The organism is Flagellimonas flava, assembly GCF_050617915.1.
Lineage (GTDB): Bacteria > Bacteroidota > Bacteroidia > Flavobacteriales > Flavobacteriaceae > Flagellimonas > Flagellimonas flava_A.
This window is the reverse complement of record NZ_JBODQE010000004.1, coordinates 228640-245307: the sequence shown is the minus strand read 5'-3', so window position 1 is coordinate 245307 and position 16668 is coordinate 228640. Positions and strand designations below refer to the sequence as shown.

The following is a 16668-nucleotide window of genomic DNA, read 5'->3' as shown; positions in this document are numbered from 1 at the left end:
TATATTTTATATATACAAATATAGGATTATCCTTTTACAACTTTAGGCTTTAGTAGTTTCTTGCTCGTTTTCATGTCTGCATAGCGGGGATCTGGGATGTAATCCTGTTTTTGCATTTTCACGACCTCAATACTTAAAAAGCCAAACTCACTTACCACTTTTCCGTAAAAGCGATAAATCCCTTTGCCCCTGAAATGGTATTTGGCGGCAACAGGAGGGAAGAGCACGGTGTCAAAAACCTCTCCGTGTTGGTCTACAAGCGTGGCAAAATGCATCCGCTTACCGCTGTGGGTGTTGGTATTTTTTACGGTGACCAAATACCCATAAATATCAATGTGTTTGTTCAAATATCGATGCAAATCCCGTTGACCATTGTTGTTTTTGGGAGGCTCGGCCAACAACTCAAACGGACTGCATAGACAAAACCCCAGGAGTTCCAATTGATCAAAGGCAGTTTCCAAGTTGGTGGTGTACAGTTTGGGAATCTTAAACTTTTGATGTCGGGGCGGGAAGAGCTTGGGATGTTCCAAGCGATCGTTCTTGGAGAGCATCAAATGGGCCTTCCAAAGCAGTTTATGCTTGTTGATGCCCGTAAACCGAAAGGCATCAATCCGAATAAGGATGGAAAGCTGTTCCACTGAAATAATGACCCGGTCCAAAAAGTCTTCGAGGGAAACAAAAAGGCCGTTCAAGCTTCTTTCTTTAATGATGCGTTCCACGACCCGACTTTCCAAATCCCGCAAGTACATCATCCCCAGGTAAATATGGATGCCGTGAATACGGTTGGCCGCATTGCTGTTGTTTACGCAAGGAGCATGAATGGTGGCTCCAAGCATGCGGGCATCGTGAATGTAAAATTCGGAACGGTAAAATCCACCGCCATTATTGAGCACGGCCACCATGTATTCGAGAGGGAAGTAGGCCCGTAGAAAAAGGCTTTGATAACTCTCCACAGCATAGGAAGCCGAATGCCCCTTGGCGAAGGCATAGCCGGCAAAACTGGCCACTTGGTTCCATATTTCAAAAATGAGGGTGTCCGTATAGCCTTTTTTTCTGCAGTTGGAAATGAATTTATCCTTCACTTTTTGGAACTCTTCCCGCGACCGGAATTTTCCGCTCATCCCTCTTCGGAGCACGTCGGCTTCACCCAAATTTAAATCAGCAAAATAGTGGGCCACCTTGATTACGTCTTCTTGATAGACCATTACGCCATAGGTGTCGGGCATAATATCCAGCATCACCGGATGGGCTTTTTCCTGTGCGCGACCCTCGTTCCTGTGTCGCAAAATATACTCCCGCATCATTCCGCTCTTGGCCACCCCGGGACGGATAATGGAACTGGCGGCCACCAAGCCCAAATAATTGTCCACTTCCAGCTTTCGCAACAGCATCCGCATGGCGGGCGATTCCACATAAAAACAGCCCATGCACTGTGCGGTTTTGATAAGATTATTTATGGTGTCATCGGTTTTAAAACCCTGGATATCATGAATGTCAATCTCCTGATGTTTTTTGGGCTGGTTGTAGGCCACAATTTCCAGGGCCTCTTTGATTTTTCCTAAGCCGCGTTGTCCCAGAATATCAAATTTGTACAGCCCCACATCTTCGGCAATGACCATATCGTATTGGGTAGTGGGAAATCCTTTGGGCGGTAAATGAGTGGCCGAAAACCAGTGCAAGGGCTTTTCGCTAATCAAAATCCCTCCTGCATGAATGCTCAAATAGTTGGGTTTGTCCTTGAGGAGTTTCCCATATTTCAAGACAAGTAGGGACATGCTGTCCAGTTGGTCAAGATTATACCTTCCGGTAACCAAAAAATCAATTTCTTGTTTGGGCAGTCCAAAGACTTTGCCCAATTCCCGAATAACGCCCCGTTCCTTAAAGGTGACATAGGTTCCCAAGAGGGCCACATGGTCAAAGCGATCAAAAATATATTGGGTCATGGCCGGTCTGTCCCGCCAAGAAAAATCGATGTCAAAATCGGGCGGGTTGGCTCTATATAGGTTGATGAAGCGCTCAAAGTAAAGGTCCAGTTCCATGGGATCCACATCGGTGATCCGGAGAAGATAAGCTACAATACTGTTTGCCCCGCTACCCCGACCTACATAATAGAACCCTCTGCGACGCGCTTCGGAAACAATATCCCAATTGATTAAAAAATAAGAGACAAAGCCCATTTTTTTAATAAGGTTGAGCTCTTTGTCCAATCGATTTTGGATGGAGGCATCTACTTTTTTATAGCGATAAGGAAGGCCTTCATAACACAGTTTTTCAATCAATTTTTCATCTTCTTCCACGCTGCCCAAATAGCTGTTGAGGTTTTGGGGTTTTCGGCCTTTGGAAAAATCGAAATGGATGCTACAGCGATTAAGCAGTTTTTCAGTGTTCTCTAAAATAAAGGGGTATTCGGAAAAAACGGCTGCCAGATTTTGAACGGGAAACATCTTTTCCTCTTCATTTGCCTCTTCCTCTTTGGGGAGTTTGCTCAAGAGTACATTATTGTCAATGGCCCTAAGTAAACGGTGGGCATTAAAATCGGCCTTGTTGCGAAAAGTAACAGGTTGCTGCACCACCAACTTTTTTTTGAGCTTAATCAATCTGGAAAAAGGTAACCGTCTTAAATCCTGAATGGAAACCCCAACGAATTCATGTTCTTTAAAATTTTCCAGCTCGTTGAGCAAGACCTGTTCAAACGGATAGATGACAAAGGCATTTTCAAAAACTGGGGCTCTAGCTGGGGTTTCCAATTCGTTGTGAAGATGGCGGGACAAAAAATTGTTCAGTTCCAGATAGCCTTTATTATTCTGGGCAATTCCCAAAAAACAAGATTGTGCGCCATTCCTGAAATCGATGCCCAAAAGGGGGGTAACTCCATATTCCGGAGCTTTCCTCACAAAATTGAGCCCTGCAGAAGTATTGTTGATATCCGTCAACACCAAGCGGGTAACATGGTTCTGTTGGGCAAGTTCCAGAAGTTCCAACTCCGAGAAGGTGCCGTAACGCATGCTGTAATATGTATGGCAGTTTAGGTACAATGTTCAATTATCAGTTATCAATATTCAATGTTCAATTTTTAATGTTGAATTGTGGATGGGCCTTCATTCAAAATTCAGGGCCCAACATTCAACCTTTTGCCCAAGCTCCAAATCCCAAATTCCAACAATCGAGTAATCGAACTATCGAAAAATGTTCGATTTTCCATTTTCCATTTTTCATTGTTTTCTATGCGCCAATACCACTGGAGGTTCCCCGTTAAAAGGGTTGTGCATGCTGCCTATAGTTTTTGCGCCCATGGCAGAGGCCCGTATAACACTGCGACCGCCAAACCTGTTTCGTACATAATCCATGGCTTGATATAGGTTCAGGGCTTCTTCGGTGTCCTCAAAAAGATTGATTTGGTAATTGCCCGAGACCAAATGGCTAAATCGAATCCCAATCAATCGAACCAACATTCTTTTGCTGTACAGGGTGTTGAACAGCTCCAAGATTTTTGGGATAAGGATATGGTCGGCACTGGTATACGGAATCCGTAATTGTTTGGAATAGGTGTTGAAATTGGAATAGCGGATTTTTACGGCAATACAGGCCGTCAATTTATCGCCTCGCCGTAATTGATAGGCCAGATTCTCCGTCATGGCAAGTAAAATGCCCTTAAGTTTGACAACATCAATGGTATCCCGGTCAAAAGTACGCTCGGTAGAAATCGATTTACGATCATGAAAAGGAATTACGGGAGTGTTGTCCACGCCATTGGCCCGTTTCCAAATAACCCTGCCATTGGCCCCCAACACCCGCTGCATAATGTCCATGGGCATTTCCTGTACCGTTTTTACCTTCCGAATGCCCAAATTCCGAAGGGTTTGATAGGTTTTATCGCCCACCATGGGGATTTTTTTGATGGAAAGCGGTGCCAAGAAGGGTTTTTCCAAGCCGAAATCTATTTTAAGTTGATTGTTGGGTTTGGCCTCATTGGTGGCTACTTTGGAAACCACTTTGTTTACGGAAAGCCCAAACGAAATAGGTAATCCAGTTTCTTTTATGATTTTTTTTCGCATTTCCGAAGCGTATTTATAGCAACCAAAAAAGCGATCCATGCCTGAGAGGTCAGCGTAGAACTCATCAATGCTCGATTTTTCAAAAAGTGGCACATGTTCTTTGATGATTTCCGTTACCACATCGGAGTATTTGCTGTAGGTTCCTGCATTACCACGAATTACAACGGCTTCTGGGCAAAGCTCCTTGGCCATTTTCATGGGCATACCGGAGTGCACCCCAAATCCACGGGTTTCATAACTGCATGCGGCCACCACGCCTCGGTCACTGGTGCCACCTACCAGCAAGGGCTTATTTTTAAGCTCGGAATTGATAATGCGCTCCACAGAGACATAGAAGGTATCTAAGTCCATGTGCAAAATGGTCTTTTTCATTGTTTAGTTTAGAGGGACAGCTAATTTATGGAATAAATCCTAAAAAATGGAATAAATCCAAATAATTCAAAAATGGAGAGAAAGAAAATTCGAAATTTTGAGAATTATTTTATTTGAACAGGTCTGAATGGCTACCTATTCGAACCAACTTAATAATATTGGGAGATTCTATTTGTATCCAGATAATCAGTAAATCTGGTTTAATATGGCATTCCCAATTATCACTATATCTGCCGGAAAGCTTGTGGGGTTTCATTTTTGCGGGAATCCCTTTGACTCCCTTTAATTGTAGTACTTTGAGTACCGCTGTGGTCAGCTTAAAATCCTTATCGTTGTTCTTTACCTTTTTTAAATCCTTTTTAAATTGGGTCGTAGGCACTAATTGGTACATGGGTATAGTGGTTAAAGCTCGTCCAAGAACTTGTCCAAATCGTCAATAGGATCTAGGTTGTCACTGTTCCTGGCCTCTTCAATGGCAGATTTGGTTTCTTCATTGGGAATATTCCCAACATCGTTGTACAATAAAAACTCAATATAATTATTGAGACTTCTTCTTTGTGCTTTTGCTTTTGCTCTAACAAGTTCAATCAATTCCTCATCAAAGCGGAGGGCAACCTGTTTTGTTTTCATTTTATTTTGGATTGAGGTATATCACAAATCTAATACATATCAATGTGATATACAAGTGATATAATATTGATGAAAAGTATATTCAATATAATCCACCTGTTTTCCGCTTTGCATATGCGATATATCATTAGGGTTATTTAATTCTATGTTGTTTTTCAAAAATCATTCCTATCTTTGCCGCGTTGTGTTGGATTTCAATCTGTCATAGGATTGGAATCAGGTTGTAGCATTAAAACAATGCTAGCCAATGAAAGGCTTTCCATTTGGAAGGCTTTTTTTGTTAGTGAAGCTCAATTTCGGAAAGGCTTTATGCCGCATCCGAAATTGATAGCTGAACTAATTCCGCCGAGAAGGCGGAATCCCTAATTAATTGTATTGGAAGCATAGCAAACCATAGCCGAACTAATTCCGCCGAAAAGGCGGAATCCCTTTAATCGTATTGGGAGCATAGCAATCTATAGCTGAACTAATTCCGCCGAAAAGGCGGAATCCCTTTAATCGTATTGGGAGGATAGCAAACTATAGCTGAACTAATTCCGCCGAAAAGGCGGAATCCCTTAATCTGAAAAGAAAATACCTCGTTAAGGAAATTGCAAATCCATAATATGATGGATCAATGAAGCCGCTAATTTGGCCGTTTGCCCATCAATATCATATTTGGGATTCATCTCGGCAAGATCCACACTGATCAATTTTCCCGAAGCACTGATGGTCTTAAGGCATTCCAAGACAATATGTGGGGTAAAACCCATAGGAGAGGGGGCACTCACTCCCGGAGCAAAGGCAGACGAAAACCCATCCAGATCAATAGTAACATAAACCTTGTCCACTGTTTTGATGAACGCATTGATCCACGTATTGATTTCATCCAAAAATTGAATTTGGAAAGTGTCCGTGAGCACGTAAGTAACATCCAGTTCCTTGGCGGTTTGAAATAGGGAGCGGTCATTTGCGTCTTTTCGAATTCCCAGGCAGAGGTAATTAAAACGGATATGTTCCTCCTTGCACTCCTGGGCAATTTGATAAAATGGCGTGCCCGAGTTGTTGTTCAGCGTATTTTGACGAAGATCAAAATGAGCATCAAAATTTACAATGCCGATGCTCTTTCCCTCCTTTTTGGAATCCAAATGTTTTTTGATTCCGTGATAATGTCCATAAGCTACATCATGGCCTCCGCCCAAAATAATGGGAAACTGCTTTTTGTCCAACAACGAACACACTGAAGATGTCAATTTGGCTTGGGCAGCCTCCATATCCCCTTGGGTACAGGTGATATTTCCAGCATCATATAGTTGTACAGCGCTGGGCAAATGGTTAGGAAAACGTCCCAGGCTGTTTTTGATTACATCTGGCCCATCTACAGCTCCAACCCGACCCTGATTACGACTCACCCCTTCATCACAGGCATAACCCAATAGGGTTATTGATTTTTTTGGCGGCTCGGGAATCTCTTCCAGGGGAACGTACTTCACCTTTTCATGCAGGTAGAGGTTTTTGGTGCTCTTGCGTCCCTGCCAATTATCAGTTTTGGGTTTGGAATAATTTTTCATGACCTCAGAAAAGATGGTCCAAAATATCAGTTTCTACCAAATTGGGCAAAGTTACTTTCAAATTCGGGGTTCTTTCCATTTCCCGTTTGATGGCAAAAAGCGCTTCTTTGTTCCTGGCCCAACTCCTACGGGATATGCCATTGTTCACATCGTAGAAGAGCATGTTTTTGAGTCGTCTTGAAGCTTCTTTGGAGCCATCCAATACCATTCCAAATCCTCCGTTCATTACTTCGCCCCAGCCTACACCACCACCATTGTGGATAGATACCCAGGTGGCTCCTCGAAAGCTATCGCCAATTACATTGTGAATGGCCATATCGGCAGTGAATTTACTGCCGTCGTAAATATTACTGGTTTCCCTAAACGGGGAGTCCGTGCCACTAACATCGTGATGATCCCTGCCCAAAACCACAGGCGCAGAAATGTCCCCATCGGAAATAGCCTGGTTAAAAGCTTCCGCTATTTTGGCCCTTCCTTCGGCATCAGCATATAGGATTCGGGCTTGTGAACCAACCACCAATTTGTTCTGCTCCGCTTCCTCGATCCATTTAATGTTGTCCTGCATTTGCTGTTGGATTTCTTCCGGCGCCTTGGACTTTATGGCTTTCATTACTTCCAAGGCAATAGCATCCGTTTTTTGCAGATCCTTTGGATTTCCCGAAGTACAGACCCATCGGAATGGCCCAAAACCATAGTCAAAACACATGGGTCCCAAAATATCCTGGACATAAGAGGGATATTTAAAGTCGATATTGTTTGCTGCCATTACTTCTCCACCGGCACGGGATACTTCCAGCAAAAAGGCATTTCCGTAGTCAAAGAAGTAAGTGCCTTTGGCTGTGTGCTTGTTGATGGCATTGATCTGTCTACGTAGGGATTCTTGAACTTTATCCTTGAATGCAGATGGATTTTCAGCCATTAGCGTGTTGGCTTCTTCAAAAGACAATCCAACTGGATAATAACCACCTGCCCATGGGTTATGAAGGGAAGTTTGGTCCGATCCCAAATGCACAAAGATGTCCGCTTCCAAAAACTGCTCCCAGACTTCTACAATGTTTCCAATATAGGCCAAGGAGACCACCTCTTTGTTTGCAATGGCTTTTTGGGTTCTTTGGATAAGCCCTGAAATATCGGTCAAAAGTTCATCCACCCAGCCCTGTTCGTGTCTTTTTTTGGCCGCTTCTGGATTTACCTCGGCACAGACGGTGATGCATCCAGCTATGTTTCCTGCTTTGGGTTGTGCCCCACTCATGCCTCCCAATCCAGCAGTTAAAAACACTTTACCTTCTGGAGATTCTGACTTGTTCAGTACTTTTCTAAAGGCGTTCATCACCGTAATGGCAGTTCCATGCACAATGCCTTGCGGGCCAATATACATATAGGAACCTGCTGTCATCTGTCCGTATTGGGTAACACCCAGTGCATTGAATTTCTCCCAATCATCGGGTTGGGAATAGTTGGGAATCATCATGCCATTGGTGACCACTACCCTTGGTGCTTCCTTGGAAGAAGGGAACAATCCCATAGGGTGCCCGGAATACATATGCAGGGTCTGTTCTTCGGTCATTTCCGCCAAGTATTGCATCGTCAACAGATATTGTGCCCAGTTTTGGAATACGGCCCCATTCCCTCCATAGGTAATCAATTCTTCTGGATGTTGTGCCACAGCTGGATCCAAATTGTTCTGTATCATGAGCATGATCGCAGCAGCTTGTCGGGATTTGGCCGGGTAGTCGGAAATAGGCCTGGCATACATGCTATATTCCGGTTTGAAGCGGTGCATATAGATTCGGCCATAAGTTTGGAGCTCCTCGGCAAATTCTTTGGACAATTCTTGGTGCCACGCCTTTGGAAAATAGCGAAGGGCATTTTGAACCGCCAATTTTTTCTCTTCCACGGTCAGAATATCCTTCCTTTTGGGAGCCGGGTTCCCTCCTTTGGGATATGGTTTTGGCGCAGGAAGTTGCTCTGGGATTCCTTGAAGGATTTGTGATTTGAATTCTTGAAGCTCCATACTAATTTCTTTCAAAAACTTGTTTTCCATTTTTCCAGACAGAAACTGGTTTCAATTGCCCCTGATGATAGGTTATTTCTTGATAATTATCCGTTGGGAATACCACAAAATCGGCTAGATTTCCAGATTCTAAAGTTCCCCTGTCGGATAGGTTTAAGGCTGCCGCAGCCCTAAAGGTGATTCCTGCCAAGACCTCTGTATTGGACAATTTTTCAAAAGTGCCCAGAATGCTGGCCTGGGTAAGTAAATCTCCCATGGGGGCTGAACCTGGATTGTGATCACTGGCAATGGCCAAGGCGCCACCAGCGTCCAAAATTTTACGAGCTGGGGTATAGGCACATCCCAGTCCCAGGGAAGCCCCGGGCAAGGCGGTTGCAATCACATTGCTCTTTGCCAACAGTTGAACTTCTTTTTCGGTACTGGCCTCTAAATGGTCGGCGCTAATGGCACCAAACTTTATAGCAACTTCACTACCCCCTGTGGTAAACTGGTCGGCATGAACGGTAATATCAAAACCCATTTCTTGGGCTTGTCCATAATAGCTTTCAATTTCTTCTGGGGTAAAAGCACTTTCCTCAATAAAGGCATCCACTCGTTGGGATAGATTTTCAGCTTTAATTGCAGGAAGCAATTTTGCAATGATTTCATCCAGATAGGCAACTTCCCCATTCCAATCCTTGGGTTTCATGTGGGCGGCCAAACATGTGGCCACCAAATCAGCAGAGGTCTTTGCATTGGCATTTTTGATGGCTCGAAGCATTTTTAGTTCCTCATCCACAGAAAGACCATAGCCGCTTTTTACCTCAATGGTGGTGGTTCCGTTTTGTAGATGAAACTTGCTTCTATCTATAATGCCAACTTCCAATTGTTCTTGGGAGGCTTTGCGGGTTTGGGTCACGGTATCCCAAATGCCGCCTCCGGCCTTGGCAATCTCCAAATAGGATGCCCCGGCATTTCGTAGGGCATAATCCCGGGCACGGGAACCCCCAAAGCAGATATGGGTGTGGGAGTCCACAAACCCTGGGAGACAGACATATTGCCCTTCAATGAGGTGCAGATCAACGTCTGGAGATTTCAAATCTTCATAAACGCCAATCTCTTTGATTTTTCCTTCGGAAACCAAAATGCCCCCATTTTTAATAATTGGTAAATCGACATCCTTCAAACTGCCTTTTAAGGGCAGATTGGTCATAGGTAGTAACTGGCTAAATGGGCCTATCAATAAAGGTTTGTCCATGGGATCAATAAATTTCAAATTCGTGTTGGTGGGGGGTGTTCCATTTTAATTTTTTAGAATCCATAACATGTTCCACAAGAGCAATTATTTCACCCTCTTGAATCATGTGAATACCCTGCTCAATGTCATCTGCAAAGACACGGTCGCTTTCAGCAAAGGAGACCTTGGTTCTTACGAACTTATGGATTTCATCCAGCAATATGCCAGATTTTAATGGTTTTCTGTATTCGAAGGCCTGTGCTGCAGTCAACAATTCGATGGCCAATATTTTTTCCACATTTTCAATGATGTTCAGCGCTTTTCTACCACTAATGGAGCCCATACTTACATGGTCTTCTTGCCCCAATGAGGTTGGAATGCTATCAGCGCTGGCAGGAAAGCACAGACTCTTGTTTTCACTGGCCAAGGCTGCTGAGGTGTACTGCAGGATCATATATCCCGAGTTGATTCCTGTATCTTCCATCAGCAATTTGGGAACGCCGGGGCTGTTTCCCTCAAGGGCCAAATACACTCGACGGTCAGAAATATTCCCCAATTCAGATGCGGCTAAAGCTGCATAATCCAGGGCCATGGCCAGAGGTTGTCCGTGGAAATTACCTCCGCTTATGGTAAGTTCATCATCTATGATCACGGGGTTGTCTGTCACGGCATTCAACTCTACTTCCAATAATTCTTTTAAATGCAGCCATGCATTTCGTGATGCCCCATGCACTTGGGGGATGCAACGCAGGGAGTACGGGTCTTGAACCCTTTCGCAATCGATATGATCTTCCAGAATTTCAGAACCTTGAAGCAGCGTTCGGATTCTGCCCGCTACATGCTGATTTCCTTTAAAGGGACGAACCTCATGGAGTTTTTCGTGAAAAGGTTTCATGGAACCTTGAAGCCCTTCCAGCATCATGGCTCCAATAATATCCGCATGGCGCAAAGCATATTGCAACTTTTGAACGACCAAAACGGCATGGGCTGCTATAAATTGGGTGCCATTGATCAATGCCAGTCCTTCTTTTGGGCCAAGTTCCAAAGGCTTTAATCCTGTTTTTTTGAAGAGCTCGTCCGTGGTAATGGTCTTGCCTTCATAATCAACTTTACCCAGCCCGATCAAAGGGAGAAAAAGATGGGAAAGTGGAGCCAAATCTCCTGAAGCTCCCACAGAGCCCTGGGATGGAACCACGGGAATGGCATCGTTTTCCAAATGCCAGAGCATTCTTTGTATGGTCGCTACGGCAATTCCCGAAAATCCCTTGGAAAGGGCGTGGATTTTTAGAATGAGCATGAGTTTGGACAACTTCTGGGCAATGGGTTGCCCAACGCCCACACTGTGACTTTGTAAGATATTGGATTGAAGGATTCTGGTATCCTCCTTGGAAATCTTGGTATTGCATAAAGGGCCAAAACCCGTGTTTATTCCGTAAACGGTGTCACCCCTTGCCACTATGTTTTGTACGCGAAGACTGCTCGCTTTTATTTTTTCGAAGCAATGATCGGTTACCACTCCTTGAATGGAACCATCTGCTAGGCCCAAGGCAATGCTGGCTGTTAAATGATCTTCACCAAAATGAAATGTTTTGGGTAGTTGCATGTGTTCAATTTTATCAGATAAAGGTAAAAGCTATGTTTAATAATTACCAATACTTATTTTTGTAATAATTAATAAGTATGAATTATCAACTGGAACTTCGACATTTCATTTATTTTTTGGCTGTGGCCGAAGAACTCCACTATAGAAAAGCGGCTGAAAAATTGTTCATTTCCCAACCTGGTTTAAGTACGCAAATCAAGCAAATGGAAGAAATCTTGGAGACCCAATTGTTTATTCGGGATAAGAAAAAAGTGCAATTGACTCCTGCGGGAGCATTTTTAAAAGGAGAGGTGGAGTTTGTGTTGAACCACTTGGAACAGACCAAAAAACAACTAAAATTGATAGGTGAGGGGCATTTGGGGGAAATCAGGATAGGATTTTTGGGATCCGCAATGCAAAATGTGGTGCCCAACCTGCTTTTGGATTTAAAGAAGCAGTTCCCCTTGATACATACCAGTTTGGAGGAACTTTCCAATAGGGCACAGGTCAATGCCATTTTACACGACCGACTTGATTTGGGCTTCGTCCGTTTGGCCAGGGTACCCAAGGGATTAAAATTGCGACCTGTGTTTGAGGATACTTTCTCACTGGTTCTTCCCGAGGACCATCCCATGGAATCCAAAAAATTTAAAGGGATGAAACAGGTATCCGAAGATGATTTTATCTTGTTTTCCCAAGACTATAGCCCCCTATATTATGATACCGTTTTGAGCATTTGCGAGGATGCCGGGTTTACACCCAAGGTTTCGCATAAATCGGTGCATGCGCAAACTATTTTTAAGTTGGTGGAAAATAAATTGGGCATCGCCATTGTTCCCACGGCCTTGCAATACGGCTTCCAGATGAAGGTAAAGTTCATTGAATTAAAACGAATTAAACAGCGAGCAGTACTTTCCATGGTATGGAAGGAGGACAATAGGAATCCGGCATTGCAAAATTGTATGGATTTGTTGATGAAACATTAATAGGGAACGGAACAGGCCTTATCTTTGGAACTCTAAACAATTGTCTATGATTTTTGAATTGATCCAGAACCGGAGAAGTGTTTTTCCAGCCCAATACAATAGCCAACCCATTGCCAGGGAAATCATTGAAAAAATATTGGAAGCTGCCAACTGGGCGCCTACCCACAAGAAAACCGAGCCTTGGCGGTTTAAGGTTTTTATGAATGGGAAACAGCGGGAATTGGGGCAATTTCTTTCGGACAAGTATCAGGAAGTGGATCCCAAACCCAAACAAGTCAAAATAAACAAACTAAAGGAAAACCCTGGGCGTTCCGGAGCTGTAATTGCTATTTGCATGCAACGGGATCCCGAAGAGAGTTTGCCCGAGTGGGAGGAGTTGGCAGCTACCGCAATGGCTGTTCAAAATATGTGGCTGTGCTGCACGGAATTAGGTATTGGATGCTACTGGAGCTCCCCGGGCTTGATCAAATACATGGGGGAGTTTTTGGATTTGGAAGAAGATGAAAAGTGCTTGGGCTTTTTCTATATGGGGTATTATGATGGCGACATAGAACCATCTCCCCGAAAACCAATATCCGAAAAAGTGCAGTGGTTAGAATGAGAATATTTCCCCAGCGTACTTTAAAGCTACAATAACATAGAACACAGCAAAGGCAAAGGTCAAAACCAACTTCATAAAGGTGCCCGTTAAAAAACCAATAAAGGACCCAAAGGCTGCTTTCATAGCAGTTTTTTGGTCGGCTTTGTTCATGAGCTCACCTACCAAGGCACCCACAAAGGGCCAAATAATTATTCCAAATGGGCCAAAAATGGGAAAGAAGATGGCCACCAACAGACCGATGATGCTCCCCCACATCCCTGCTTTACTACCACCAAACTTTTTTGTTCCCGCTGCTGGAATTACATAGTCCAAGATGGTAATACCAAGAGCAAGGACCAAGGTACCGCCCAAAATCCACCAATTGTCTGGTACAGCTTTGGTCAAGTAAAGCAGCAAAAGACCTACCCAACTTAAGGGAGGACCTGGCAATACAGGTAGAAAACTACCAAGGATGCCGACCAGCATCAAAATAAAACCTAAAACAAGAAGTGCTATATCCATATTGGGTGTTTGACTATGAGACAAATTTAAACATCAAATGTTACAGCCTAAGGTGTAAAAAGAACATTTTCAACTATAAAATTAGTTTAAACTAAAAATTTAGTTATATTTGTTCCAAGTTAAAACTAAAAACTTAGTTTAAAAATGAAACAGTTGACAAAAGCGGAAGAAGAGGTAATGCAGTTTTTATGGAAACTGGAAAAAGCCAATGTTGCTGCCATCATTGATGAATTGCCCGAACCCAAACCCGCCTACAATACAGTGTCTACCATTGTTCGAATTTTGGAGGACAAAGGATTTGTGAGTCATGAAAAAGTAGGGAAGGGACACCTATATTTTCCTTTGGTACGAAAAGAGGAATATAGCAATCAGTCCATATCCAAATTGGTAGACGGTTACTTTCAAGGATCCTTTAAAAGTATGGTGTCTTTTTTTATGAAAAAGAACGATATCAGCTTAAGTGAGCTGGAAGAGATTATGCAAACCATTAAGAAGGACTCGAAATGATTACCTATCTGTTAGAAAGTGTGACCATTCAATTGGTCTTTTTACTTGTATACGACCTGCTTTTGAAAAAGGAAACTTTCCTTCAATGGAACCGTTTTTATCTTTTGGCAAGCTTTGTACTGTCCTTGATACTTCCCTGGATAAAAATTGAGGCGCTACAAACCAATGTTCCGGAAAACCTGATTGAATATCAGACGTTCTTTTTGCAATTGGATGAGGCAGTGTTGCTGCCATCAGGAATGGAAACCTCAATTTTTGAACCCAATTCCTGGGAGTATGTGGTGTTTGCCATTGGTGCCTTGATCATGACTGTTTGGTTTGTTGCAAAACTCTTCCGATTGTACCACTTAAAAGCGATAGGGAAAACCAAATATTATCAGGAGTACACCGAAATTAAAATTCCCAAAAGTTCGGCGGCCTTCTCCTTTCTTAAAAATGTCTTTTTGGGAGAAGAAATTCCAAAGGAAAAACAGGAACGAATAGTCCAGCATGAATTGGTGCATGTAAAGCAGCGGCACTCCTTGGATCTCATCTTTTTTGAGTTGATGCGGATTGCATTCTGGTTTAATCCACTGGTCTACTTGTATCAATCACGTATTTCTGAGCTCCATGAGTTTATTGCAGATGCCAAGGCATCCAAAACAAGTAAAAAGGAACAGTACGAATTGTTGCTTTCAGAGGTTTTCCACAGTCAGAATTTCAGTCTAGTCAATCAGTTTTATAAAAAATCATTAATCAAAAAACGAATCGTCATGTTAACAAGAAAAAAGTCAAAATCAATTTATCAGTTGAAATATGGAATGCTCCTTCCTTTGGTTTTTGGGATGCTAGTCTATACTTCCTGTGAAAGTGAAGAAAAATTTCAGGATAATGATCAGGAGATGGTTGTTGAGGATGTGGACAATCTCTCCTTGGCTCAGCTAGATGCACTTTACTATAAACTTGAAGCCCTTTCAGATAGTGGTGGTGACTGGCAATTTAAATTAAAGGATGAGGATTCATTTATACTTTATCAGAGCGCGACCAACGGATCAATTATCCGGTTTAAAAATAGAGAGAAGGCCATCAAAGCGACTATGACCATAGTTTCATCAGAAATTAATGCTGGTATGTTTTCGTCAGATATAAATGCCGGAACCGTTTATGGTCAGGATGCCAATGGGGTTCAAGTGCCTTTTGCGGTTATTGAGGAGGTTCCGATTTACCCCGGCTGTGAAAATAGCTTGGATAAAAGGGCTTGTTTTATGGAAAACATTACGGAACATATCCGAAAGCATTTCAAATATCCCGAGGAAGCCCAGGAAAAAGGGATTCAAGGTAGGGTGAGTATTATTTTCCGGATAAACACCGAGGGAGAAGTTGTTGGGATTCGACAACGGGGCCCACATAAGTTGTTGGAAGACGAAGCGGTGCGCATCATTTCCAAGCTTCCCAAAATGGGTCCCGGAAAACAAAAGGGAAAACCGGTAAGTGTCCCGTTTAGCATACCCATATCCTTTAAACTGCAATGATGTTGACAATCCAAAATAGAGGCCCGAAGTTTTTCGGGCCTTTTTTGGTTTAAGGGTATGGTCAAAAAATCGTAATTTCAGCCAAATTCATGGGGAGGTATGCGCAAGTGTTTAGCAGTGTTGTTTTTGTTTGTTTTATCCTCTTGCCAGCTGTTCATGTCCAGGGAAGAAAAGACGGATAAAATGGTACATGACAAGCTGCAGGAAATTGATTGGAACGAGGTGGATCAATACCCTTTGTTTGACAATTGTGATGAAATGGCACCCAAAGCAACGCAACGAGAGTGCTTTAGAACGGAAATGACAAGATTGGTATCCGAAGCTTTGGACAGCTTGCAGTGGGAGGTCAAAAACGATTTGAACGATACCGTCCTTATTGATTTTAAGGTGGACGAGGATGGCTTTATCTCTATTATGGAAATGGAGGTAAGCCAGAGTATTTTGGCAGAAATCCAGGATTTTAATGAGCAGATTAGAAACCAATTGAAGGATTTAACAGTGGCTCCGGCTGTAAAAAGAGCAAAAAAAGTGAGCATGCGTTTTCGTCTTCCGATAGTTCTCAATACACAACCATAGTTTGGCAACAGAAAAGATTATTTTAGGAATAGATCCAGGGACTACCGTAATGGGGTTTGGAATCATTAAGGTGGTAAGGAAACAAATGCAATTTGTCCAGATGAATGAATTGCTCCTCAGAAAATACGACGATCCCTATACCAAGCTAAAGCTCATCTTTGACCGTACCTTGGAACTGATAGATTCCTATCATCCAGATGAAATTGCCATTGAAGCCCCATTCTATGGAAAAAATGTCCAGTCTATGTTGAAATTGGGCCGAGCGCAAGGAGTGGCCATGGCTGCCGGACTTTCTAGACAAATTCCCATTACGGAGTACATGCCCAAAAAAATAAAGATGGCCATTACCGGAAACGGGAATGCCAGCAAGGAACAAGTGGCTAAAATGCTCCAGAGCGTACTTCAATTAAAATCCCTCCCCAAAAATTTGGATAGCACGGATGGACTGGCCGCCGCAGTTTGCCATTTTTACAATGAAGGTAGGGTAGATATAGGAAAAAGCTATACGGGATGGGAGGCTTTTGTGAAGCAGAATCCCAAGAAAATTAATAATTAAAAATTTTTAAT

At 43.0% G+C, this 16668-nt stretch carries 15 protein-coding genes; 6 read left to right on the top strand and 9 right to left on the bottom strand.

Features of this window, described 5'->3' with window-relative positions:
* Nucleotides 1-26: 26 nt before the first annotated feature.
* From ACRHOZ_RS12410 to hutH, 8 genes are all read right to left on the bottom strand, one after another.
* Entirely contained in the window at nucleotides 27-3035 is a 3009-nt protein-coding gene (locus ACRHOZ_RS12410; RefSeq protein ID WP_431126074.1) for a DNA polymerase III subunit alpha, read from the bottom strand.
* Nucleotides 3036-3212: 177 nt separating this feature from the next.
* Nucleotides 3213-4427, bottom strand: a complete 1215-nt coding sequence (gene dinB / locus ACRHOZ_RS12405) for a DNA polymerase IV (protein WP_431126072.1) — start codon at nucleotides 4425-4427, stop codon at nucleotides 3213-3215.
* Nucleotides 4428-4536: 109 nt separating this feature from the next.
* On the bottom strand, nucleotides 4537-4818 hold the full coding sequence (locus tag ACRHOZ_RS12400; protein WP_431126070.1) for a type II toxin-antitoxin system RelE/ParE family toxin: 282 nt from the start codon (nucleotides 4816-4818) through the stop codon (nucleotides 4537-4539).
* Between the two features lie 11 nt (nucleotides 4819-4829).
* Entirely contained in the window at nucleotides 4830-5057 is a 228-nt protein-coding gene (locus ACRHOZ_RS12395; protein WP_420401973.1) for a hypothetical protein, read from the bottom strand.
* 581 nt (nucleotides 5058-5638) lie between these two features.
* Nucleotides 5639-6607: a formimidoylglutamase gene (hutG, locus tag ACRHOZ_RS12390; RefSeq protein WP_431126068.1), complete on the bottom strand. Its 969-nt coding sequence runs from the start codon at nucleotides 6605-6607 to the stop codon at nucleotides 5639-5641.
* 4 nt (nucleotides 6608-6611) lie between these two features.
* Complete coding sequence (locus tag ACRHOZ_RS12385) at nucleotides 6612-8621, bottom strand: urocanate hydratase (protein WP_431126365.1); 2010 nt, start codon at nucleotides 8619-8621, stop codon at nucleotides 6612-6614.
* A 1-nt stretch (nucleotide 8622) separates the two neighbouring features.
* Nucleotides 8623-9858, bottom strand: coding sequence for an imidazolonepropionase (gene hutI, locus ACRHOZ_RS12380; protein ID WP_431126066.1), 1236 nt, complete (start codon nucleotides 9856-9858; stop codon nucleotides 8623-8625).
* Nucleotides 9859-9862: 4 nt separating this feature from the next.
* Nucleotides 9863-11440 (bottom strand): histidine ammonia-lyase, encoded by a 1578-nt coding sequence (hutH, locus tag ACRHOZ_RS12375; protein WP_431126064.1) that lies wholly within the window; start codon nucleotides 11438-11440, stop codon nucleotides 9863-9865.
* A 77-nt stretch (nucleotides 11441-11517) separates the two neighbouring features.
* Here hutH and ACRHOZ_RS12370 point away from each other — a divergent pair, with 77 nt between their 5' ends.
* Entirely contained in the window at nucleotides 11518-12405 is an 888-nt protein-coding gene (locus tag ACRHOZ_RS12370; protein WP_431126062.1) for a LysR family transcriptional regulator, read from the top strand.
* Nucleotides 12406-12451: 46 nt separating this feature from the next.
* Entirely contained in the window at nucleotides 12452-13006 is a 555-nt protein-coding gene (locus ACRHOZ_RS12365) for a nitroreductase family protein (protein WP_431126060.1), read from the top strand.
* On the opposite strand, the gene ACRHOZ_RS12360 is transcribed toward ACRHOZ_RS12365, so the two are convergent.
* Nucleotides 12998-13507, bottom strand: a complete 510-nt coding sequence (locus ACRHOZ_RS12360; protein WP_431126058.1) for a DUF456 domain-containing protein — start codon at nucleotides 13505-13507, stop codon at nucleotides 12998-13000. The genes ACRHOZ_RS12365 and ACRHOZ_RS12360 overlap by 9 nt on opposite strands.
* 144 nt (nucleotides 13508-13651) lie before the next feature.
* On the opposite strand from ACRHOZ_RS12360, the gene ACRHOZ_RS12355 reads away from it, so the two are divergent.
* The 4 genes from ACRHOZ_RS12355 to ruvC all read left to right on the top strand — a co-directional run bounded on the left by ACRHOZ_RS12355 (nucleotide 13652) and on the right by ruvC (nucleotide 16657).
* A complete protein-coding gene (locus ACRHOZ_RS12355; protein WP_431126056.1) occupies nucleotides 13652-14014 on the top strand; it encodes a BlaI/MecI/CopY family transcriptional regulator in 363 nt (120 codons plus the stop codon).
* Nucleotides 14011-15525, top strand: a complete 1515-nt coding sequence (locus ACRHOZ_RS12350; RefSeq protein ID WP_431126054.1) for a TonB family protein — start codon at nucleotides 14011-14013, stop codon at nucleotides 15523-15525. The genes ACRHOZ_RS12355 and ACRHOZ_RS12350 overlap by 4 nt, the downstream gene beginning before the upstream one ends.
* Nucleotides 15526-15624: 99 nt before the next feature.
* Nucleotides 15625-16101: a hypothetical protein gene (locus ACRHOZ_RS12345; RefSeq protein WP_431126052.1), complete on the top strand. Its 477-nt coding sequence runs from the start codon at nucleotides 15625-15627 to the stop codon at nucleotides 16099-16101.
* A gap of 1 nt (nucleotide 16102) precedes the next feature.
* Nucleotides 16103-16657 (top strand): crossover junction endodeoxyribonuclease RuvC, encoded by a 555-nt coding sequence (gene ruvC, locus ACRHOZ_RS12340; protein ID WP_422350041.1) that lies wholly within the window; start codon nucleotides 16103-16105, stop codon nucleotides 16655-16657.
* Nucleotides 16658-16668 lie beyond the last annotated feature (11 nt).